Annotated in this window: 19 protein-coding genes and 1 tRNA gene; 9 read left to right on the top strand and 11 right to left on the bottom strand. The window is 66.3% G+C overall.

Going from position 1 to position 19,573, the window contains the following annotated elements; all coding sequences use genetic code 11:
• The first annotated feature begins 47 nt into the window (after nt 1-47).
• Both mutY and BMX99_RS00935 read left to right on the top strand, forming a co-directional pair.
• Entirely contained in the window at nt 48-1,139 is a 1,092-nt protein-coding gene (gene mutY / locus BMX99_RS00940) for an A/G-specific adenine glycosylase (RefSeq protein WP_093445984.1), read from the top strand.
• A gap of 29 nt (nt 1,140-1,168) precedes the next feature.
• The gene (locus tag BMX99_RS00935) at nt 1,169-2,299 is read left to right on the top strand and encodes an alkane 1-monooxygenase (protein ID WP_093445982.1); all 1,131 of its coding nucleotides are present in this window, start codon (nt 1,169-1,171) and stop codon (nt 2,297-2,299) included.
• Between the two features lie 63 nt (nt 2,300-2,362).
• Here the strand turns inward: BMX99_RS00935 and BMX99_RS00930 are convergent, their stop codons facing one another.
• From BMX99_RS00930 to BMX99_RS00915, 4 genes are all read right to left on the bottom strand, one after another.
• Nucleotides 2,363-3,010 (bottom strand): PEP-CTERM sorting domain-containing protein, encoded by a 648-nt coding sequence (locus BMX99_RS00930; RefSeq protein WP_139199392.1) that lies wholly within the window; start codon nt 3,008-3,010, stop codon nt 2,363-2,365.
• Nucleotides 3,011-3,207: 197 nt separating this feature from the next.
• Nucleotides 3,208-4,299 (bottom strand): site-specific DNA-methyltransferase, encoded by a 1,092-nt coding sequence (locus BMX99_RS00925; protein WP_093445976.1) that lies wholly within the window; start codon nt 4,297-4,299, stop codon nt 3,208-3,210.
• Between the two features lie 110 nt (nt 4,300-4,409).
• Nucleotides 4,410-5,027: a ribonuclease HII gene (locus BMX99_RS00920; protein ID WP_093448364.1), complete on the bottom strand. Its 618-nt coding sequence runs from the start codon at nt 5,025-5,027 to the stop codon at nt 4,410-4,412.
• Nucleotides 5,028-5,092: 65 nt separating this feature from the next.
• The gene (locus tag BMX99_RS00915; RefSeq protein WP_139199390.1) at nt 5,093-5,620 is read right to left on the bottom strand and encodes a hypothetical protein; all 528 of its coding nucleotides are present in this window, start codon (nt 5,618-5,620) and stop codon (nt 5,093-5,095) included.
• A 196-nt stretch (nt 5,621-5,816) separates the two neighbouring features.
• On the opposite strand from BMX99_RS00915, the gene BMX99_RS00910 reads away from it, so the two are divergent.
• The 3 genes from BMX99_RS00910 to BMX99_RS00900 all read left to right on the top strand — a co-directional run bounded on the left by BMX99_RS00910 (nt 5,817) and on the right by BMX99_RS00900 (nt 7,664).
• The gene (locus BMX99_RS00910) at nt 5,817-6,050 is read left to right on the top strand and encodes a hypothetical protein (protein WP_093445970.1); all 234 of its coding nucleotides are present in this window, start codon (nt 5,817-5,819) and stop codon (nt 6,048-6,050) included.
• A 4-nt stretch (nt 6,051-6,054) separates the two neighbouring features.
• Nucleotides 6,055-6,768, top strand: a complete 714-nt coding sequence (locus tag BMX99_RS00905) for a winged helix-turn-helix domain-containing protein (RefSeq protein WP_093445967.1) — start codon at nt 6,055-6,057, stop codon at nt 6,766-6,768.
• 134 nt (nt 6,769-6,902) lie between these two features.
• Nucleotides 6,903-7,664, top strand: coding sequence for a helix-turn-helix transcriptional regulator (locus tag BMX99_RS00900; protein WP_093445965.1), 762 nt, complete (start codon nt 6,903-6,905; stop codon nt 7,662-7,664).
• A gap of 289 nt (nt 7,665-7,953) precedes the next feature.
• On the opposite strand, the gene BMX99_RS00895 is transcribed toward BMX99_RS00900, so the two are convergent.
• The 7 genes from BMX99_RS00895 to BMX99_RS00865 all read right to left on the bottom strand — a co-directional run bounded on the left by BMX99_RS00895 (nt 7,954) and on the right by BMX99_RS00865 (nt 15,755).
• The gene (locus BMX99_RS00895; protein ID WP_093445962.1) at nt 7,954-8,895 is read right to left on the bottom strand and encodes an ABC transporter permease; all 942 of its coding nucleotides are present in this window, start codon (nt 8,893-8,895) and stop codon (nt 7,954-7,956) included.
• Nucleotides 8,892-9,944, bottom strand: a complete 1,053-nt coding sequence (locus tag BMX99_RS00890) for an ABC transporter permease (protein ID WP_093445959.1) — start codon at nt 9,942-9,944, stop codon at nt 8,892-8,894. The genes BMX99_RS00895 and BMX99_RS00890 overlap by 4 nt, the downstream gene beginning before the upstream one ends.
• Complete coding sequence (locus tag BMX99_RS00885; RefSeq protein WP_093445956.1) at nt 9,934-11,505, bottom strand: ABC transporter ATP-binding protein; 1,572 nt, start codon at nt 11,503-11,505, stop codon at nt 9,934-9,936. Before BMX99_RS00885 ends, BMX99_RS00890 begins: the two co-directional genes overlap by 11 nt.
• Nucleotides 11,502-12,866, bottom strand: a complete 1,365-nt coding sequence (locus BMX99_RS00880) for an amidase (protein WP_212632882.1) — start codon at nt 12,864-12,866, stop codon at nt 11,502-11,504. The genes BMX99_RS00885 and BMX99_RS00880 overlap by 4 nt, the downstream gene beginning before the upstream one ends.
• Before the next feature lie 91 nt (nt 12,867-12,957).
• Nucleotides 12,958-13,947 (bottom strand): BMP family protein, encoded by a 990-nt coding sequence (locus BMX99_RS00875; RefSeq protein WP_093445953.1) that lies wholly within the window; start codon nt 13,945-13,947, stop codon nt 12,958-12,960.
• A gap of 235 nt (nt 13,948-14,182) precedes the next feature.
• Entirely contained in the window at nt 14,183-15,475 is a 1,293-nt protein-coding gene (locus BMX99_RS00870) for an amidohydrolase family protein (protein WP_093445950.1), read from the bottom strand.
• A 204-nt stretch (nt 15,476-15,679) separates the two neighbouring features.
• Nucleotides 15,680-15,755: transfer RNA gene (locus BMX99_RS00865), tRNA-Lys, on the bottom strand.
• Nucleotides 15,756-15,964: 209 nt separating this feature from the next.
• On the opposite strand from BMX99_RS00865, the gene dapF reads away from it, so the two are divergent.
• From dapF to BMX99_RS00845, 4 genes are all read left to right on the top strand, one after another.
• Entirely contained in the window at nt 15,965-16,804 is an 840-nt protein-coding gene (gene dapF, locus BMX99_RS00860) for a diaminopimelate epimerase (protein ID WP_093448360.1), read from the top strand.
• Nucleotides 16,801-18,054, top strand: a complete 1,254-nt coding sequence (gene mtaB / locus BMX99_RS00855; protein WP_093445947.1) for a tRNA (N(6)-L-threonylcarbamoyladenosine(37)-C(2))-methylthiotransferase MtaB — start codon at nt 16,801-16,803, stop codon at nt 18,052-18,054. Before dapF ends, mtaB begins: the two co-directional genes overlap by 4 nt.
• A 101-nt stretch (nt 18,055-18,155) precedes the next feature.
• On the top strand, nt 18,156-18,776 hold the full coding sequence (locus tag BMX99_RS00850) for an FMN-binding negative transcriptional regulator (protein WP_093445944.1): 621 nt from the start codon (nt 18,156-18,158) through the stop codon (nt 18,774-18,776).
• Between the two features lie 153 nt (nt 18,777-18,929).
• Entirely contained in the window at nt 18,930-19,535 is a 606-nt protein-coding gene (locus BMX99_RS00845; RefSeq protein ID WP_093445941.1) for a glutathione S-transferase, read from the top strand.
• Nucleotides 19,536-19,573 lie beyond the last annotated feature (38 nt).

The raw sequence follows: 19,573 nt of genomic DNA, 5'->3' as shown, positions 1-19,573 counted from the left end.
GAGATATTCGGCAGGGACCAGAGCCACGGAGACACCGGACATAAACAATGCGTGACGAGTTTGGAACATCTGACGCCCGCGATACCCTGGCGGGCGAATTGGCGGGCACCCTGCTGGCCTGGTACGACCGCCATGCGCGCGACCTGCCCTGGCGCGTGCCCCCCGGGTCCAACCACGCGCCCGATCCCTACCGGATCTGGCTGTCCGAGGTGATGTTGCAACAGACCACTGTCGCGGCCGTTAAGACCTATTTCGAACGGTTCACCACCCTCTGGCCCCGTGTCACCGACCTGGCCGAGGCCGAGGATGACCGCGTGATGGCCGAATGGGCCGGCCTCGGGTACTACGCCCGCGCCCGCAACCTGCTGAAATGCGCCCGCACCGTCGCCAGGGACCTGGGCGGCACCTTCCCCGACAGCGAAGAGGGGCTGCTGGCCCTGCCCGGCATCGGCCCCTATACGGCCGCCGCGATTTCAGCCATCGCCTTTGACCGGCCCGCCGTGGTGCTGGATGGCAATGTGGAACGGGTCATGGCGCGGCTGCATGACATCCACGACCCCCTGCCTGGATCAAAGATGACCCTGAAGGCCCGGGCCGAAGCACTGACCCCGCAGCATCGCCCCGGCGATTACGCCCAGGCGGTGATGGATCTGGGGGCGACGATCTGCACCCCGCGCTCTCCGGCCTGCGGGATCTGCCCCTGGCGCGATCCCTGTGTTGCGCGGGACCGGGGCACCCAGGCCGAGCTGCCGAAGAAGACCCCCAAGAAGGCCAAGCCGATCCGCCAGGGCATCGCCTATGTCGGCCGGACGCCCTCAGGCGACTGGCTGCTGGAAAAACGCCCCGACAGCGGATTGCTGGGCGGCATGCTGGGCTGGCCCGGCACGGCTTGGGCCGAGGCCTCCCAGGACCATGCGCCCCCCCTGCCCGCCAACTGGCGCGACACCGGGGCCGAGGCGCGCCACACCTTCACGCATTTCCACCTGCGGCTGGCGGTGCAGGTGGCGGTGATCGACCCGGGACAGATCCCCGGGGACAGCGCCCTGCGTCTGGTTCCCGCGCAGGATTTCCGCCCCTCGGATCTGCCGACGGTGATGCGAAAGGCGTTTGACCTGGGGCGCACGGCGTTCGACAGTTGACGCGAGACCCCAGGAAAGCGGACCCCCCGATGCCCCGACCCCCAAGACCCCTGACGGACTGGCGCAGCGCCCTGCCCTTCTGGATGACGCTGGTGAACGTGCCGCTGGCGGTGCTGGGCACGCTTTGGGGCGGGCTGTGGCTGCTGGCGCTGCCAGCCTATGGGCTAGTGCTGGTCTCGGTCCTCGACCGGATCGCCGGGCTGAACGAAGACAACGCCGACCCCACCACGGCCGAGGCCGACCTGTTCTGGTATCGCGCCATTACGACGGTCTGGGTGCCGGTGCAATTCGTGCTGCTGTTCTGGATCATCGGCACGGTCGCCGCACAGCGTCACCTGGGCTGGGCCGAGCTGGTGGTGCTTCTTTATGGGGTCGGGATCATGACCGGCGCGGCGGGCATCGTCTATGCGCACGAGCTGATGCACCAGCGCAACCGGACCGAACGCTGGTTGGCCGACATCCTGCTGTCGATGGTGCTGTATTCGCATTTCCGGTCCGAGCATCTTCTGGTGCATCACATCCATGTGGGCACGCCCAAGGATGCGGTGACCGCGCGCTACAACGAAAGCTTCTTGCGCTATTTCCCCCGGGTTCTGGTGCAATGCCCCGGATCCGCCTGGCGGGCCGAGGTGGCGCTGCTGGCCCGGCGCGGCGCGGGGGCCTTGGACCGGCGCAACCCCTTCTGGCGCTATGCCGCGCTTCAGGCCGGGATGCTGGCCATGGCGGGGATCGTCGGCGGGTGGTACGGGATCGGGCTGTTCCTGGCGCAGGCCTTCTTTGCGATCTGGATGCTCGAGCTGACGAATTACATCGAACACTATGGGCTGACGCGGAAGTACCTGGGCAACGGCAAGTTCGAACATGTCAAACCGCATCACTCCTGGAACGCGGCGCATCGGGTGTCGAACTGGTTCCTGATCAACCTTCAGCGCCATTCAGACCATCACTACAAGCCCGACCGCCGCTTTCCCCTGCTGCAGCACCATGCCGAGGATCAGGCCCCGCAGCTGCCCTATGGCTATCCGCTGATGACGGCGCTGGCGATGGTGCCCCCGGTCTGGCGGCGGATGATGAACCCCCGCGTCCGCACCTGGCGGCGCGCGCATTACCCCGAAATCACCGATTGGACCCCCTACAAGCGCGGCACGCATTCGGGCTGAGGCCGGCAACGACAAACGCCCGATCCTGGGACCGGGCGTTTGTTTTTTGATGTAGCGCGGGCCCTAGCGGCGGCGGCGCAAGGCCACGGCCCAAAGGCCCGACAGCAGAAGAAGCCCCCCCGCCGGCAGCGGAACCTGTGGCGCTGGATCAAGCGTGGGGTCCGAGACATTGGCGGTGAAACCGATGTTCTGGAAGTCGATTTGCCCGTTCGACCCGGTCAGATAGGCCCGCACGCTGCGCGTGTTCAACGGGGATTGCAGCGCAATATTCTGTGCCGTGATCCCGCCAGAAGATCCAAGTGCCGGCTGGATCGAGGTCGACCCGATCGAGGCCCCGAGCGAGTTGAAGAAGGTGAATTCGACGTTGTCGACGTCGTAGCCCTCACCAGTGTAGTTCCAGAAATGCAGCGTCGTGATGTCGTAGGACACGCCGAAGGTGAAAATCAGCTCAAGCCCCTGGTTCGGCGCACTGCCGGTGAACCAGATATGCGTTGTCTGGTCGTGGAATTCCTGGGCTGTGGCCGTGGGGGCGTCGATCACCTTGTCGATCGTCTGCCCGTTGTCGAAGGTGTTGTTGAAAGTGCCCGTGCCCGTCCCTGATCCGACGGCCACGCTGATGTTGTCGATGTTAAGATAGGTCGTTGCCGCGGACAGCGGAGCCGAGAAACCCAAGGTCGCGGCCGTTGCCAGCAGGATTGAAAGTCTTGTCATGATACCACCCAAACACAAAAGAATATCGGGATGGTCTCATGATTCTTTATTTGGATCAATTTTCGGACCGACAGGATGGTGTGGCCGGACAAAAATAGCCCCGGCACGAAGGCCGGGGCGTCAGGTGGAACACGCCTGACGGCAGTCGGCGTGGTCGGCAAACTTTATGCGATGTATGTGGGTCTAGGCCGCGGCGCTCAGTTCATCTCGGCGCGGATCTGCTGGCGCAGCAGGTCGATCGGGATGGTCTGACCGTCCTTCTTGAAGTGCCAATAGGTCCAGCCGTTGCACGAGGGCGCGTTTTCCAGATGCGCGCCGACCTGGTGGATCGAGCCGTTGAACCCGTCGGTGGCCAGGGTGCCGTCGGCGCGGACGCGGGCGGCCTTGCCACGGGTGTTCACCAGCATCTCGCCGGGGCGCAGCATGCCGCGCTCGACCAGCTGGCCGAAGGGCACGCGGGGTTCGGAGCGTTTCGAGGCGCTGACCTGCAGGGCCTCCTTGTCGAACTTGCGGACCTTGGCGATGCGGGCCTCGGCGACCTTGCGGTAGGCCTCTTCGCGTTCGATCCCGATGAATTCGCGGCCCAGCATCTTGGCGACGGCGCCGGTGGTGCCGGTGCCGAAGAAGGGGTCCAGAACCACGTCGCCGGGGTTGGTCGACCCGACCAGAACGCGATGCAGCAGCGACTGCGGCTTCTGCGTCGGATGGGCCTTGTCGCCGTTGGCGTCCTTCAGGCGTTCGCCGCCGTTGCAGATCGGCAGAACCCAGTCGGACCGCATCTGCACGCCTTCGTTCAGCGATTTCAGCGCCTCGTAGTTGAAGGTGTACTTGGCCCCTTCGGACTTGGAGGCCCAGATCATCGTCTCATGCGCATTGGTAAAGCGCTTGCCGCGGAAGTTCGGCATCGGGTTCGACTTGCGCCAGACCACGTCGTTCAGGATCCAGTAACCGGCATCCTGAAGCGCGCTGCCGACGCGGAAGATGTTGTGGTACGACCCGATCACCCAGATCGCGCCGTTCGGCTTCAGCAGGCGGCGGGCGGCGGCCAGCCACTCGCGGGTGAACTTGTCGTAGGCGGCAAAGCTGTCGAACTGATCCCAATGATCGTCGACGGCGTCCACTTCGGAATTGTCGGGGCGGTGCAGCTGGCCCTTCAACTGAAGGTTGTAGGGCGGATCCGCAAAGATGAGGTCGACGGATGCCTCAGGCAGGGCATTCATCTGCTCGATGCAGTCACCAGCAAGGATCGTATTCAGCGGCAGAAAAGCCGCGGGATTGGTTCGTTTCATGTGTCTTCGCCTCTGGCCCGGCCCGGTTTTTGATGGGCTCGTTGGATGCACAAAGGATGATTCGAAACCGAATCGCGGTCAATTTCTTTTTTGATTCAAGAGGTTACTAATCAGGGTTTACACAAGATATTGTAGACCGGCTTGAAGGACTTCCTATGGTGTGGGGTCACACCAAGGGCTTGAAGCGCCGAAATGTGGCTTTTTGATGGATAACCCTGGTTTGTTTCCCATCCATAGCCGGGAAAGTGTTGCGCCAAATCCCTCATGATCGCGTCACGGGCGATCTTGGCCGCGATCGAGGCGGCGGCGATCGACACGCTGCGGGCGTCCCCCTTGACCACGGTGGTGGCCGGGATCGTCAGCCCGCGGGGGATCATGTTGCCGTCGATCAGGCAGTGGTCGGGCGGATGGCGCAACCCGGCCACCGCGCGTTCCATCGCAAGATGAGAGGCGCGCAGGATGTTGTGTTCGTCGATCTCGGCCGGGCTGGCATGGGCGACCGAGATTTCGGCACAGTCGCGCAGTTCGTCCAGCAAGGCCTGGCGCTTCTTCTCGGTCAGCTTCTTTGAATCGTTCAGCCCGGCGGGGATGCGGGCGGGGTCCAGCACCACGGCGGCGGCGGTCACGGGGCCGCACAGCGGGCCGCGCCCGACCTCGTCCACGCCGGCGATGCGGGGGAAACCCTGGGTGAGCAGGTCGTGTTCAAAGGAAAAATCCGGGCCAGTCATGGCCCGGATGTACCGCCCGGCGGGCAGGAAGGAAAGATCGCGGTCCCCAGGGGGACCCAAAGGGATCAGGCGTCGAACCCGTTCCGGCGCAGGCAGACCGGCGCATAGAACAGGCGCGGGCCCTGGGCAAAGTTCCGGCGCACACAGTCCGAAGGCAGCGTGGCCCGGGTCTGGTTCTGGGTGCAGCGGACGGCGTAGCCCTCGGTCCAGCCGTTGCTTCCGCGCACGCTCATCAGGCAGTTGCGCGGGATCGAGATGCGGCGCGCGCGCGGCTTGTCGTGGCGGTTCTGGTACCGGTTGTCATGGCCGGGCGTGTAATAGCGCGGCTCACCGCGGTTGTTGTAGCCTTGGTTGGTGTGGCGCGGCGGATCGTAGGGGCGGTGGCGGCTCTGGCTCACGGCGTCTTTCTTTCGCTGTTCGGCGACCAGGGCGCTGCCGATGATGGCCAGGGCGGTGGCCCCGACGATGATGCGCACGGCGTCGCGGTCGCCCGCCTGGGCGGTGCCGACATTGACCGAGGTGACCGCCAGCGCGGCGGCCAGGACGGTGGCCATGATCTTGCGGGGCAGACGGTGAAGGGATGTACCAGCCATGTTGAGGTTCCTATATCTATGTCTTGGGGGCAGCAGGGCCCGGGGGATGCGGACCCGATGGACCCGCGGCGAGGTAGGACCACCCTCGCCCCGAGTGTCGAAATCGGGCAATAACGGCCCCCTGCTATCGGATAACATCGCGCGCCGACCCGCTTGGTTATTGAATGACGGCAGGCGCTTGGGCACAGTCGGGACCATGAAACACACAGTCTACATCCTGATCGCCGCGCTTGGCCTGATGGCCGCGCCCCTTGCCGCCCAGGCGGCCTGCCTGGTGGAATACAAGGCCAAGCAGGACGACCCCCTGCGGCTGAGCGTCGGCACCATCGAAGTCGCCTCGTGCGAGCCGGCCCAGGCCGAGGCCGAGGCGCGCGCCGCCCTGGCGCAGCAGGGCTGGACCCTTCTCAAGATCCTGTCGATCAAGGGCTAGGCGCATGACCCACCCCGGAGAGAACCAGACCTTTGCCGCCGATGCGCGCCGGGTCGGCACCCGTGTCGTGGCGCTTGGCCTGGGGGCCATCGCCGCGCTGCTGCTTTTGGGCGGGGTGGTGCTGTTCCTGACCCTGCCCGACGCCGGGGTCTTCAACGACCGGGTGGAACGTCTGTTCGTGGAAAACGACACCCTGACGGGAGAGGCCGAGCTGAAGCTGCTGGAAATCCTCGCCCAGTCCGGCACTGCCTTTGCGGAAACCCTGGCGGGCTATCGCATCGTGATCTTCGTGCTGCTGGTCTTTGCCACCGCGCTGCTGATCGCCGCGCTGGTCTTCCTGGTGATCCTGGTCACGCTGAACCGCCGCATGGCCGAAATCGAACGCGCCGGGATCGAGGTGAACTCTCTTCTGATCTCGCGCGAGGAAAAGACCGTCTACCTGAACAACCACGGTTTCAAGCTGACCGATGCCGCGATGGAGACCCTGTCGATCCTGGCCGAGGCGCGCATGGACGACGAAATGCTGTCCGGCGCGCAGATCGAGGCGATGATCTCGGGGCGGAAGGTCGAGGATTGCGACGAGGCCGCCGGGGCCACCCGGATCAAGCGGCTGCGCGACACCCTGGGCAATCAACTGGTGTCGGAACTGCTGGTCCGGAATATCGCGCGGCGGGGCTATATGCTATCGGTCGGCAAAGATGTGATCCGGGTGCTGTGATTCCGGGGTTGAACTGACGCGGATCAGCATCGATAAGCACCCCGTCAGTATACCAGTACACATGCCGTGCCCGTGGGCCTTGCCCCACGCGGATCGGGTCGTTACCGCTTGGATACAGGGTGAAAGGTTCCGCGATGCTGGCCGACCAGGCAGGCACTTTCGAGCAGATGACCGAGATCGAAGAGGTCTGGCAGGCCGTCAAACGGGCGTTGACGCCCGAGGGGATCGATTTCTTCATCTACCTCTCGGTCGACCCGGATTTCAGCCACCCGCATCTGCTGACGAACATTCCCGCGCTCTATGCCGGGTTCCCGCCCCAGGCCGATCCGTTCCTGCACCATTGCTGCAACAGCTACGCGGTGACCAAGACCGGCGTCGCCTATCTTCCGGAACACGATTATCTGCCCGACGAGGCCAAGACCTTCATCCAGCGCGCCCGCGACAGCGGTTTCAAGACCGGGCTTGGCCTGCCCATGCGGCTGCAGGGCGCGGCCCGCTTCGGCGGGTTCAACCTGGGCACCGCCATGGACCGCGAGGCCTTCGAGGCAAGGATCCTCCCCCGGCGCGAGGAATTCCGCCTGTATTGTCTTCTGGCGCACCGCCGGATCGAGGAGCTGACGCAGCAGCTGGCCCTTGGCAGCGGTGAATTCCCCCGCCCGATGATCGCGCCCGAGCATGACGAGATCGCGCAGCTGACGCCCAGGGAACGCGAAATCGCCTACCTGGTGGCCCAGGGGTTCAGCCGCAAGGAATGCGCCCGGCTATGCGCGATTTCGCAGCACACCGTCTCGGATTACCTGAAATCGGTCTATGCCAAGCTGGGCATCAACGACCGCATTCGCCTGACGCAGATCTTCAATGCCGCGGGCAGCGATCCGATCGCCCCGCCCGACTGATCCGGCCGATTGATCCGGCGCATCGGGGTACCGGGGCGCCCCCCCTATCAAGGGGGATATACACTGGCGCGCTTTCACGTCAGGTTCGTTGGCGGTGTCGGTCATCCGACTTTCTTTGGTGTAAATTTGGTATGTTCCGGCCGGGCACCCTCGGGGCCCGTCCCAAGGCACGACCGACACCATCAGAACCCGCCTGATTACCAGGATCGGGTCGACTCATTTCCATGACGGATCTGGCCCGTCCTCAGTGAGTGGGGGACGGGCCAATTATTTTGCGGGGTTGGCCGCCCTAGCGTTCGCCCCGGCGATAGGGCCGCATCAGCGCCTGCGGCACCCGCGCCCGGCGCGCCATGACGATCAGCGCCACGATGGACAGCAGATAGGGCAGCATCAGGAACAGCTGATAGGGCACGCCCTCGACCACCGTCTGAAGCCGCAGCTGGAAGGCATCGAAGAAGGCGAACAGCAGCGCGCCCAGCAAGGCGCGCGCGGGCTTCCACGAGGCAAAGACCACCAGCGCGACGCAGATCCAGCCCCGCCCCTGCACCATGGTCGGGAAAAAGGAATTGAAGGCCGCCAGCGTCAGGAAGGCCCCCGCCAGTCCCATCAGCGCCGATCCCGCCATGATCGTGCCAATGCGCAGCCAGATCGGATCGATGCCCTGGGCGTCCACCGCATGAGGGTTTTCCCCGGCCATGCGGATCGCCAGGCCCAGAGGCGTGCGGTTCAGCCCCCAGGCAATCGCCACCACCAGTACCAGCGCCAGGTAGGTCGGCGCGGTCTGGTTGAAGATCACCGGCCCCAGGAAGGGGATGTCGGACAGCACAGGGATCTCGAGCGGGCGGAACGGCTCGATCGTTGGCGGGGACGAGGCCGTCGGCACGGCCAGGCGGAACACGTAGTAGGAAAAGCTGGAGGCAAAGAGCGTGATGCCCAGGCCGGTGACATGTTGGCTTAGCCCCAGGGGCACGGTCAGAAGCGCATGCAGCAGGCCGAAGGCCGCCCCGCCCAGGGCCGCGACGATCATGCCGGTCCAAAGGTCCGCGCCATTGTAGACCGCAAGCCAACCCAGCATGGCCCCGAAGGTCATGATCCCCTCGATCCCGAGGTTCAGAACCCCGACGCGTTCGCACAGCAACACGCCCAGGGTGCCCAGGATCAGCGGGGTGGCGATGCGCAGCACGGCCTCCCACATGCCGACCGAGGTCAGGATATCGGCAAGAATATTCATCGGCGTATCCTGTATTGGGCAAGGAACAAGGCCACCAGCATAGTCAGCAGCGACAGGGCCACGGTGACGTCGGCGATGTAGGACGGGATCGACAGGGCGCGCGACATGCTGTCGGCCCCGACGAACATGATGGCGGAAAACAGCGCCGCGCCGATCACCCCGATCGGGTTGAGATTGGCCAGCATGGCGATGACGATCCCGGAATAGCCGTAGTTGGGCGACAGGTCCGTGGTGACATAGCCCTTCACGCCCATCACCTCGATCGCGCCGGCCAGGCCCGCAAGCCCGCCGGACAGACAGGCGACCGCGATCAGCGTGGTGCCAAGCGGCACGCCGGCAAAGGCGGCGGCGCGGGGGTTCAGACCGGCGGCGCGGGCGCGGATGCCGAAGACGGTGCGCGACTGCAACCACCAGACCACCACGGCCATGGCGGCGGCGATCAGCAGGCCGACATGCAGGCGGGTGCGGTCCATCAGCTTGGGCAGCACGGCGCTGTCGGGCACCGGAACCGACTGCGGCCAGCCAAAGGCCAGCGGGTCCTTCATAACGCCGTCGATCATCAGCGACACGAAAAGCACGGCGACGAAGTTCAGCAAAAGCGTGGTCACGACCTCGTCCACGCCGAACTTCAGGCGCAGGCCAAGCGGCACCAGCAGCAGGATCATGCCCGCCACGGCCCCTGCGGCCATCGACAGCGGGATCACCACGCCCGCCGGCATCGCGGCCACGGCGGGGATCATGCCAAAGGCGGTGACCCCAAGCGCGCCGAGGTAGAATTGCCCTTCCCCGCCGATGTTCCACAGCCTTGCGCGGAAGGCGACGGCGGCGGCGAGGCCGGTCAGGATCAGCGGGGTGGCGCGGGTCAGCATTTCCGACAGGCCGAGGCGAGAGCCAAAAGCCCCCTTGAGGATCAGCCCATAGGCACGGATCGGATTGGCCCCGGCCAGCGCGATCAGCAGGCCCGACACCAGAAGCGCCGCGACGATGGCCCCGACGGGGGCCAGCACCGTCAACACGCGCGAGGGATGGTCACGGCGTTCAAAGCGCATCTTCGGTCTCCGCCTTCTTGTGTTCGGGCATTTGGGTTTCGGCCTCGATTTCTGCGGCGGCGCTCCAGTCACCGGCCATCATCAGACCCAGCAGCTGCGCATTGGCGCGGTCGGCTGGGATGGCGGGCGACAGGCGGCCGTTGACGATGGCGCGGATGCGATCCGACAGGCCGATGACCTCGTCCAGGTCCTCGGAGATCAGCAGCACCCCGGCCCCGCGTCCCCGCGCCTCAAGCAGGCGCTCGTGCACACCGGCGATGGCCCCTTCGTCCAGCCCGCGCGACGGCTGCGCGGCGACCAGAATGTCGGGACCGGCCTCCAACACGCGGCCCAGGATCAGCTTTTGCATGTTCCCGCCCGATAGCAGCCGGATCCGGCCGTCGGCGCTGGCTCCGCGCACGTCATAGCGGTCGATGATCTGGTCGGTGGCCGCGCGGGCGGCGGCCCGGCGCACCATCCCGCGCGACGAGAATTCGGGCGACCAGATGCGTTCCAGCACGGTGTTTTCCCAGGTCGTCATGTCGCCGATCGTGCCCTCGGCATTGCGGTCCTCGGGGATGCGGCCGATGCCGGCGGCGATGGCATGGGGCACGTCATGGGTCGTCACCGCGCGCCCGTCGATCAGCAGGGTGCCCGCATCGGGCGGATAGAGCCCGGAAACCAGCCCCGCCAGCGTCGTTTGCCCGTTGCCGGAAACCCCGATGATGCCAAGCGTCTCGCCCGCGCGCAGGCGGAAGCTGACACCATGCAGCGATGCCCCGCCCTTTCCGGACAGCGTCAGGTCGAGGCCTTCCAGCAGCACCTTCCCGGGCGTGGCAGGCGGACGTTTCGGGCGTTCGACCTTGCGGCCCACCATCAGCTCGGCCAGCTCTTCCTTGCTGGTCTCGCCGGTGGCGCGTTCGGCGACCACACTGCCCCGGCGCAGCACCACGACACGGTCCGAGGCCGACATGACCTCGTGCAGTTTGTGGCTGATGAAGATCAGGGACAGCCCGTCGGCGGTCATCTGGCGCAGGGTGGCAAAGAGGCTTTCGGCCTCTTGCGCAGTCAGCACGGCAGTCGGTTCGTCCAGGATCAGGATGCGGGCGTCGTTGTACAGCGCCTTGAGGATCTCGACCCGCTGACATTCGCCGACCGACAGGTCCGAGACACGGGCATCCGGGTCAACCTTCAGGCCGAATTTTTCCGACAGCGCCACCAGCTTGGCCCGACCCGCGCTGCGGTTGGACCGCAGGCTCCACAGGCTTTCGGTGCCGGTCATGACGTTTTCCAGCACGGTCAGGTTGGGGGCCAGGGCGAAATGCTGATGCACCATGCCGACGCCGGCGCGGATGGCGGCGCGGGACTTTCCGGGGGGCAGCGGCGTGCCGTTCACCCGCACCTCGCCCTCATCCGCCGTGTAGTGGCCGAAAAGGATCGACATCAGCGTCGTCTTGCCCGCGCCGTTTTCCCCCAGAAGCGCGACGATCTCGCCCTTTTCCAGGTGCAGCGACACGTCTTCGTTGGCGGTGACATGGCCGAACCGCTTGGTGATGTTGGACAGGTCAAGCACGCGGGTCATGAGGGGGCTCCGAACATCGCTATGGGGTGGTGCCACTGGCCGGCGGCCTCGATCGTTGCGCCAAGGCCCAACAGCTGCAGGTCGCTGCCCATGGGGCCGATCAGCTGCACTGGCAGCGGCAGGCCCTGGGCATCCGCACCAACGGGCAGGGTCAGGGCCGGCGCGCCGGTGACATTGGCCAGCGCGGCAAAGGGGGCGAAGGCATCCATCCGTTCAATCTGCGTCGCGCAGTCCCGGTGGTCCATGGGAAAGCTGCCCAGGGCGGGCGGCGCGGTCGCCAGCATCGGGGTCAGCAGCACGTCGATCCGGTCGAAGACCTGCCACAGCTTGTGCGCCGCCTGGACCGATTGGTCCAGCGCGGACCAGAGGTCGACGGCGGACATCGTCAGCCCGCGTTCGATAAAGGCCTGGGTCAGAGGTTCGGTCTGGTCCGGATCAAGCCCGGTGGCCACAAGCCCCGCCAAGTTGACCGACACGATACGTTCGAACGCCCGGGCCGAGGCACGGCGGATCTGGGTCAGCGCCTGGGCGGGGATCTCGATGATCTGATGGCCTGCCTCTTCCAGCATGGCGGCTGCACGGGTCACGGCCTCGGCCCTGTCGGGGTCGATGCCTTTCGCGTCGGTCAGCAGGCCGATCTTCAGCCCGGGCCGTTCGGCGCGCTGCACCGGGTCCGGGAAGGGCCCCCGTGCCTGCCCCGTCAGACAGGGCCAGAGCGCGCGGGCGTCGCGGATCGTGCGGGTGATGGCGAATTCGGTGGCGATGCCGCCCAGGTGGTTGCCAAAGCCCGGCCCGCCGGGCACCGCCCCGCGCGTGGGCTTTAGACCGATCAGTCCACAACAGGCTGCAGGCACCCGGATTGACCCGCCCGCATCGGTGGCATGGGCCAGCGGCACGATCCCCGCCGCCACCGCAGCCGCCGCCCCGCCAGATGACCCGCCCGCGATCCGCGACGGATCCAGCGGGTTGCGGCAGACGGGGCCCACGGCAGGTTCGGACGACAGCGACAGGCCGAATTCCGGCACCGTGGTCGCGCCGAAGACCCGGAACCCGGCGGCGCGGAAGCGCGCGGCCAGATCGCTGTCGGACAGGCCCTTCATCCGGGCCAGCGCCGCCGACCCGGCGCGCATCGGTATGCCGGCAAAGGGGCCGCCCAAGTCCTTGGCGAGGGTCGGAACCCCGGCAAAGGGCCCGTCTTCGGCCGCAGGCACGGTGTCGGCCATCCAGGTGACCGCACCCAGGTCCGCGATGGCCCCGGCCCGGCCGCGCGCGGCGTCAAGCGCGGCATCCGCACTGATCCGGCCCGTTGCGATGGCCCCGGCCAGATCCGTGGCGTCGGCGATATTTGTGAATTCGGTCAAGGTCTTCGCCCGTCAACGCCCCGCAACCGGGGCGGCGTAACAGCTCGGGCCGGGAATGCCCCGGCCCGAGCAGGTCGTCAATCGCTTTGGCTTACTTCGGTTCGTCGAAGTTGCGCGGCACCTCGAATTCGCCGGCCATGATCGCGGCGCGGACTTCTTCCATCTTGGCGACGGCTTCGGCCGGGGCCGCACCTTCGACGTAAGAGATGTCGTTGCCGCCGTCCTTCATCAGGCTGAGCGGGGTGTAGTTCTTGCCGGTCGGGGTGCCCGCGGCGGCATCGGCCACGGCAGCATCCAGCAGCGGCCGGAAGGACCACAGCGCGTTGGCAAAGACGGTTTCGGGGTAGCGCGGCGTGTAGTCGATCATGGACCCGACGGCCTTGATCCCGCGTTCCTTGGCGGCATCCGCCGTGCCGATGCGTTCGCCGAACAGGATGTCCGCGCCGCTGTCGATCTGGGCCAGCCCGGCCTCGCGCGCCTTGGGCGGATCGAAGAAGGTGCCGATGAAGCTGACCAGGTGCTTGGCATCGGGGTTGGTGGCCTTCACGCCGTCGGCAAAGCCGTTGATCAGCATGTTGACCTCGGGGATCGGGATCGCGCCGACGGACCCGACGGTGCCGGTTTCGGTCATCGCACCGGCCAGCATCCCGCACAGGTAGGCGGCTTCCCAGTTCCAGGTGCCGAAGACGCCAAAGTTGTCGCCCGCCGCTTCGCCCGACGACCCCATGAGGAAGGCGGTATCGGCATAATCGCCCGCGACGCTGCGCGCCTCACGCTCGACCGCGTAGGATTCGCCGACGATCAGCGCATTGCCGGCCTCGGCGTATTCGCGCATCACGCGGGGGTAATCGGTGCCCGACACACCTTCCGAGAAGGTGTATTCGATCGAGCCATCTTCGTGCGCGGCCAGCATCGCGGCGTGCAGGACCGAGTTCCAGGTGTTTTCAACCGGAGAGGCATGGATGCCCGCAACCTTCAGCGGGGTCGCGGCGCGCAGCAGCGACGGGGCGAAAAGCGTGGTTGCGCCAAGCGCGGTCCCGGTGCCCAGCAGGCGGCGACGGTTAATCTTGATCGAAGTCATCGGAATGGTCCTTGTCCCTGTTTGCCCGGAGCAGCCCGGGCGGTCGTGTTGTCCAAGTGAATGGCTACCCGGATTTGGCGGGCGCATCCGCCCGTCTGTCAAGCGCAGCCATGAAGGATTGCCCGATCGTTAGGCAGCGAGTGCCGCGATATTGGGCATTTTCTGACCAGTTGGTCAAATTGAACTTCCCTTGGGGCAGATCGGGGCCGTCGCGACGCCCCCCTTCCCGCCTGCGCTATTGGGCCGCTTTGGGTGCATAAGCCGCCGGATCGACCTGGCCGGGCCGCCCATCAAGCATCAGGGTCGAGACCTCGGGCGCGGTTTCGGCGATGGTCTTGCCACGGCGGATCACCTTGATCCGGTTGGGGCGCAGGCGGATCGCCTCGCCCGGGTCGGTGGCCTGCAGGATCACCATGTCGGCGTGGCAGCCCGGCTCCAGCCCATAACCCTCAAGCCCCATGATGCGGGCCGAATTCACCGTGACCGCGTCGAACAGCGCCCGCTTGTCGTCGATGGACCCCATCTGGGTCGCATGCACAGCCATATGGGCCACGTCCAGCAGATCGCCGGTGCCCATGGAATACCAGGGGTCCATCACGCAGTCCTGCCCCAGCCCGACGTTTATCCCCATTTCAAGCATCTGGGGAATGCGCGTCAGGCCGCGCCGCTTGGGATAGGTGTCGTGGCGACCCTGCAACATCATGTTGATCAGCGGGTTGGGAATCGCGGCCATCTGCGCCTCGGCCATCAGGGGCAGCAGTTTCGAGACATAGTAATTGTCCATCGAATGCATCGAGGTCAGATGCGATCCGGCGACCCGGCCCTGAAGGCCGAAGCGCACGGTCTGGGCGGCCAGCGTTTCCACGTGGCGCGACAGCGGATCGTCGGTTTCGTCGCAATGCATGTCGACGCGCAGCCCCCGGTCGGCGGCGATCCGGCACAGCGCCTCGACGCTGCGGGCCCCGTCTTCCATCGTGCGTTCGAAATGCGGGATGCCGCCGACGACCTCGACCCCCATGTCGAGCGCGCGGGTCAGCGCCTCGGTGATGCCGGGCTCGCGGTAGTATCCGTCCTGCGGGAAGGCGACCAGCTGCAGCTGAAGATAGGGGGCGACCAGATCGCGGACCTCAAGCAGCGCCTCGGCGGTGACAAGGCGGGGATCCGAGACATCGACATGGCTGCGCACCGCCAGCAACCCCTTCGAGATCGCAAGATCGCAGTAGCGCAGCGCCCGGTCGATCAGCGCCTCCTTGGTCAGGGTCGGACGCAGCTCTCCCCACAGTGCGATTCCTTCCAGAAGCGTGCCCGAGCGGTTCATCCGCGGCAGCCCAAGCGACAGGGTGGCGTCCATGTGGAAATGCGGATCGACAAAGGGCGGCGTGACCAGAAGCCCGCCCGCATCGATCACCTCGCCGGCGTCGGCGGTGATTCCCGGCTCGATCGCGGCGATGGTGCCCTCGCGGACGGCGATGTCCTGTCCGGTGCGACCGTCGGGAAGGGTGGCGTTGCGGATGATTAGGTCGAACATGGCGGATGGCCCCTTGGTGTCGTGCGGCATCCAGCCTAGCCCGGCGACGCGGGGCTGTCATCCGGACAGGTGCCGCGCCACGGGAAAGCCGCGCTTGCATCGGTCGGATGTCGGGAAAGGGCCCAATTCGCGGGCAGAGGCATATCGCAGACATCCCGCCAAACCGGCGAGGTCATTGAATAATTTCCACTAAGGGAGGTTCAGTGGTGAGCCGTGCAGGATTCGAACCTGCGACCCACTGATTAAAAGTCAGTTGCTCTACCAACTGAGCTAACGGCCCACTCTAGAGCCGCCCTATTAGATATGCCTTCGCGGGGGGTCAACCCGGTTTCCCGGATTTTTTGCGAAAAATCTGCAAATTCCCTGACCCCTTCCCCAACGTCGGCTTTTCACCCCCGACCCGGGCCCTGTCAGCGCAGGGTGACACCCTGGGGGCACAGCGGTTTCTGCGGCCTTTTCTACAGGCGCGATGCGCCTTATATGCGGGGGATGCAGACACGCCCGATCCCTTCCGACGGTCTGCCCTTTCGCAAGATGCATGGGGCCGGCAACGATTTCGTCATCCTCGACAGCCGGGGCATGGCCCCGGTGTGCACGGCTGCCCTGGCGAAGGCCGTGGGGGACCGGCATCGCGGCGTGGGCTTTGACCAGCTGGCCGAGATCCGCGACGGCGTGGATACGGACATCGAGCTGGACTTCTGGAATTCCGACGGCAGCCGCGCCGGGGCTTGTGGCAATGCCACCCGCTGTGTCGCGGCGCTGTGGATGGGCGAGACCGGGCGCGACCGGGTGACCATCCGCACCGCCCGCGGCGTGCTGCGGGCCGAGATGCGCGGTCAGGCTGTCTGGGTGAACCTTGGCGCGCCGGTGCTGGACTGGGCGCAGATCCCGCTGTCGCACGCGGTCGATCAGCAGCATCTGCCGCTGGAGGGCGACCCGGTGGCCGTGGGCATGGGCAACCCCCATGCGGTCTTCTTTGTCGATGACATCGCCGCGGTCGACGTGGCGGCGCGTGGCGCGGCGGTCGAACATGATCCCCTGTTCCCGCAGGCGACCAACGTGGAATTCGTCCAGGTGCGGTCGCGCGGAGAGGTCCGGATGCGGGTCTGGGAACGCGGCACGGGAATCACCCTGGCCTGCGGCTCGGGCGCTTGCGCCGTCGCCGTGGCGGGCGCGCAGCGCGGCCTGACCGACCGGCACATCCGTATGGAGGTCGACGGCGGCTGGCTTGAACTGGACTGGACCGACGAAGGCGTCTGGATGACAGGCCCCGTGGCCCATGTGTTCGAGGCGGTGCTGTCGCCGAAGCTTCTGGGTGGGCTGGAATGACCAAGCCGCCGATCTTTGAAACCTTCGGCTGCCGGCTCAACGCCTATGAGACGGAAGCGATGAAGGAACTGGCCGAGGCCGCCGGGGTCGAGGACGCCATCGTCGTGAACACCTGCGCCGTCACGGCCGAGGCCGTGCGCAAGGCGCGCCAGGACATCCGCCGGATGCGGCGCGACAATCCGAACGCCAAGATCATCGTGACCGGCTGCGCCGCCCAGACCGAACCGGAAACCTTTGCCGCCATGGCCGAGGTCGACCACGTGGTCGGCAATTCCGAGAAGATGCAGGCCGAGACCTGGAAGGGATTCGCCCCCGACCTGATCGGCCAGACCGAGCGCGTGATCGTCGACGACATCATGTCGGTGACGGAGACCGCGGGGCACCTGATCGACGGCTTCGGGCGGCACCGGGCCTATGTGCAGGTGCAGAACGGCTGTGACCACCGCTGTACCTTCTGCATCATCCCCTATGGCCGGGGCAATTCGCGATCGGTTCCCGCCGGGGTCGTGGTGGACCAGATCAAGCGTCTGGTTGACCGCGGATTCAACGAGGTCGTGCTGACCGGGGTTGATCTGACCTCCTGGGGGGATGACCTGCCAGGGACGCCGCCGCTTGGTGACCTGGTGCGGCGCATCCTGAAGCTGGTGCCGGATTTGCCGCGGTTGCGGATCTCCTCGATCGATTCGATCGAGGCCGATCCCGCGCTGATGGAGGCCATCGCAACCGAGCCGCGCCTGATGCCGCATCTTCACCTGTCGCTGCAGGCGGGGGATGACATGATTCTCAAGCGGATGAAGCGCCGTCACCTGCGCGATGACGCCATCCGCTTCTGCGAAGAGGCGCTGAAGCTGCGCCCCGACATGACCTATGGGGCCGATATCATCGCCGGTTTCCCGACCGAGACCGAAGAGATGTTCGAGAACTCTCTGAAGCTGGTCGAGGAATGTCAGCTGACCTGGCTGCATGTCTTCCCCTATTCGCCGCGCCCCGGCACCCCGGCGGCCAAGATGCCGCAGGTGCGCGGCCCGGCCATCAAGGACCGCGCGGCCCGGTTGCGGGCGGCGGGGGATCTGCGGGTGCAGGCGCATCTGGACGCCCAAGTCGGACGCGACCAGGTGATCCTGATGGAAGGCCCGCGCATGGGCCGGACCGAGCAATTCGCCGAGGTGCGGTTCGACCGGGACATGCCCGAGGGGCAGATCATCACGGCGCGGATATCCTCGCATGACGGAAAGTCATTGTTTGCGTGACATCTGATCGCGACAGCGCCCTGCCCCGGCGCTAGTCTTGCCCGGACCGTCGATGCCTTCGGCGAGAGTATTTCTGGCAAGATGATCAGGGGGGCCGCGCCATGCATCCCAATCCTATGTACCATGTGGGCAGCCGCGACGACTGGCTGGGCTTTGCCGCCGAGACGGGATTCGGTGTGCTGGCCGCGTCTGATCCCGGGGGCGCGCCGCATCTGGCACATGTGCCTTTCGTGATCGAGGGCGACCACGTGGATCTTCATCTGATGCGGTCGAACCCGGTGGCGCGGGCGGCACGCGAAGCGATTCCCGCACGCCTGGCCGTGCAGGGGCCTCATGGGTACATCTCGCCCGACTGGTACGGGATCGAGGACCAGGTGCCGACCTGGAACTATGTCTCGGTGCATCTGACCGGGAGGCTGGAGCCGCTGCCCCCGGAGGCGCTGCGCGAGGTGCTGGAGCGGCTGTCGGACCATTTCGAGGAACGGCTGGCCCCAAAGCCGGTCTGGAAGATCGACAAGGTCGATCCCGAGGCGCTGGCGCGCTTGATGCGGATCATCCTGCCCTTCCGCCTGTATATCGAAGACGTGGACGGCACCTGGAAGCTGGCCCAGCACAAGCCCGAGGCGGCGCGGCTGGCCGCAGCCGAGGGGCTGGCGCAGGCCGGACTGGGATCCGAGGTCGAGGTGCTGGCGCAGCTGATGCGCCAGGCAAAGCCGATCTGAGGCAGGTGCCGTGCCATTGCGGGCGGGCAAGCCCGGGTTGGCGGGGCGCGGCGTCCGCGGGCGATGGACAGGGGCGCGCGGCGCGGCATAGGCTGCGCGCAAAGGGCCATTGCCCGTCTTTGGGACAGCAAGGCCCGGAACAGGGAGAGAAAGATGAAGCTATTCCATTCACCGTCTTCGCCGTTCGTGCGCAAGGTCATGGTCGCCGCGCAAGAGCTGGGGATCGCCGAGAGCATCGAGGTCATCGCGACCGCGACCACGCCGGTGGCGACCGACGGCGCGCTGAAGGCGGCGAACCCCCTGGGCAAGCTGCCCTGCCTGGTGCGCGACGACGGCCCGGCGATCTATGACAGCCGGGTGATCACCCGTTATCTTGACGCGGTGGCGGGCGGGTCCCTGTACCCGGAGGCCCGCATCTGGGAGGTGCTGACGCTGGAAGCCACCGCAGACGGGCTGATGGAGGCCGCCGTGCTGATGGTCTACGAACACCGCGTCCGCCCCGAGGACAAGGTTTTCGACGGCTGGATCGAGGCGCAATGGGGCAAGGCGCTTGGCGCGATCAAGGCGATCGAAGAGCGCTGGATGGGGCATCTGAATGGCCCGCTGGATGCGGCACAGATCGGGGTCGGCTGTGCGCTGGCCTACGTGGATTACCGCCACAACGACCGCAACTGGCGCGCCGAGGCCCCAGAGCTGGCCAAGTGGTTCGAGGGATTCGCGGCACGTCCGTCGATGCAGGGCAGCCAGCCCCCGGCTTGAGCCGCGGCCATTGGAACAGCCTTTGGAACAACGAAAAA

The organism is Pseudooceanicola nitratireducens (assembly GCF_900109195.1).
GTDB classification, from domain to species: Bacteria; Pseudomonadota; Alphaproteobacteria; order Rhodobacterales; family Rhodobacteraceae; genus Pseudooceanicola; species Pseudooceanicola nitratireducens.
This window is presented reverse-complemented; position numbering and strand designations above follow the sequence as displayed.

Coding starts and splice junctions, on each gene's coding strand:
- mutY (WP_093445984.1), top strand. CDS start 48: ATGCGTGACGAGTTTGGAACATCTGACGCCCGCGATACCCTGGCGGGC.
- BMX99_RS00935 (WP_093445982.1), top strand. CDS start 1,169: ATGCCCCGACCCCCAAGACCCCTGACGGACTGGCGCAGCGCCCTGCCC.
- BMX99_RS00930 (WP_139199392.1), bottom strand. CDS start 3,010: ATGACAAGACTTTCAATCCTGCTGGCAACGGCCGCGACCTTGGGTTTC.
- BMX99_RS00925 (WP_093445976.1), bottom strand. CDS start 4,299: ATGAAACGAACCAATCCCGCGGCTTTTCTGCCGCTGAATACGATCCTT.
- BMX99_RS00920 (WP_093448364.1), bottom strand. CDS start 5,027: ATGACTGGCCCGGATTTTTCCTTTGAACACGACCTGCTCACCCAGGGT.
- BMX99_RS00915 (WP_139199390.1), bottom strand. CDS start 5,620: ATGGCTGGTACATCCCTTCACCGTCTGCCCCGCAAGATCATGGCCACC.
- BMX99_RS00910 (WP_093445970.1), top strand. CDS start 5,817: ATGAAACACACAGTCTACATCCTGATCGCCGCGCTTGGCCTGATGGCC.
- BMX99_RS00905 (WP_093445967.1), top strand. CDS start 6,055: ATGACCCACCCCGGAGAGAACCAGACCTTTGCCGCCGATGCGCGCCGG.
- BMX99_RS00900 (WP_093445965.1), top strand. CDS start 6,903: ATGCTGGCCGACCAGGCAGGCACTTTCGAGCAGATGACCGAGATCGAA.
- BMX99_RS00895 (WP_093445962.1), bottom strand. CDS start 8,895: ATGAATATTCTTGCCGATATCCTGACCTCGGTCGGCATGTGGGAGGCC.
- BMX99_RS00890 (WP_093445959.1), bottom strand. CDS start 9,944: ATGCGCTTTGAACGCCGTGACCATCCCTCGCGCGTGTTGACGGTGCTG.
- BMX99_RS00885 (WP_093445956.1), bottom strand. CDS start 11,505: ATGACCCGCGTGCTTGACCTGTCCAACATCACCAAGCGGTTCGGCCAT.
- BMX99_RS00875 (WP_093445953.1), bottom strand. CDS start 13,947: ATGACTTCGATCAAGATTAACCGTCGCCGCCTGCTGGGCACCGGGACC.
- BMX99_RS00870 (WP_093445950.1), bottom strand. CDS start 15,475: ATGTTCGACCTAATCATCCGCAACGCCACCCTTCCCGACGGTCGCACC.
- dapF (WP_093448360.1), top strand. CDS start 15,965: ATGCAGACACGCCCGATCCCTTCCGACGGTCTGCCCTTTCGCAAGATG.
- mtaB (WP_093445947.1), top strand. CDS start 16,801: ATGACCAAGCCGCCGATCTTTGAAACCTTCGGCTGCCGGCTCAACGCC.
- BMX99_RS00850 (WP_093445944.1), top strand. CDS start 18,156: ATGCATCCCAATCCTATGTACCATGTGGGCAGCCGCGACGACTGGCTG.
- BMX99_RS00845 (WP_093445941.1), top strand. CDS start 18,930: ATGAAGCTATTCCATTCACCGTCTTCGCCGTTCGTGCGCAAGGTCATG.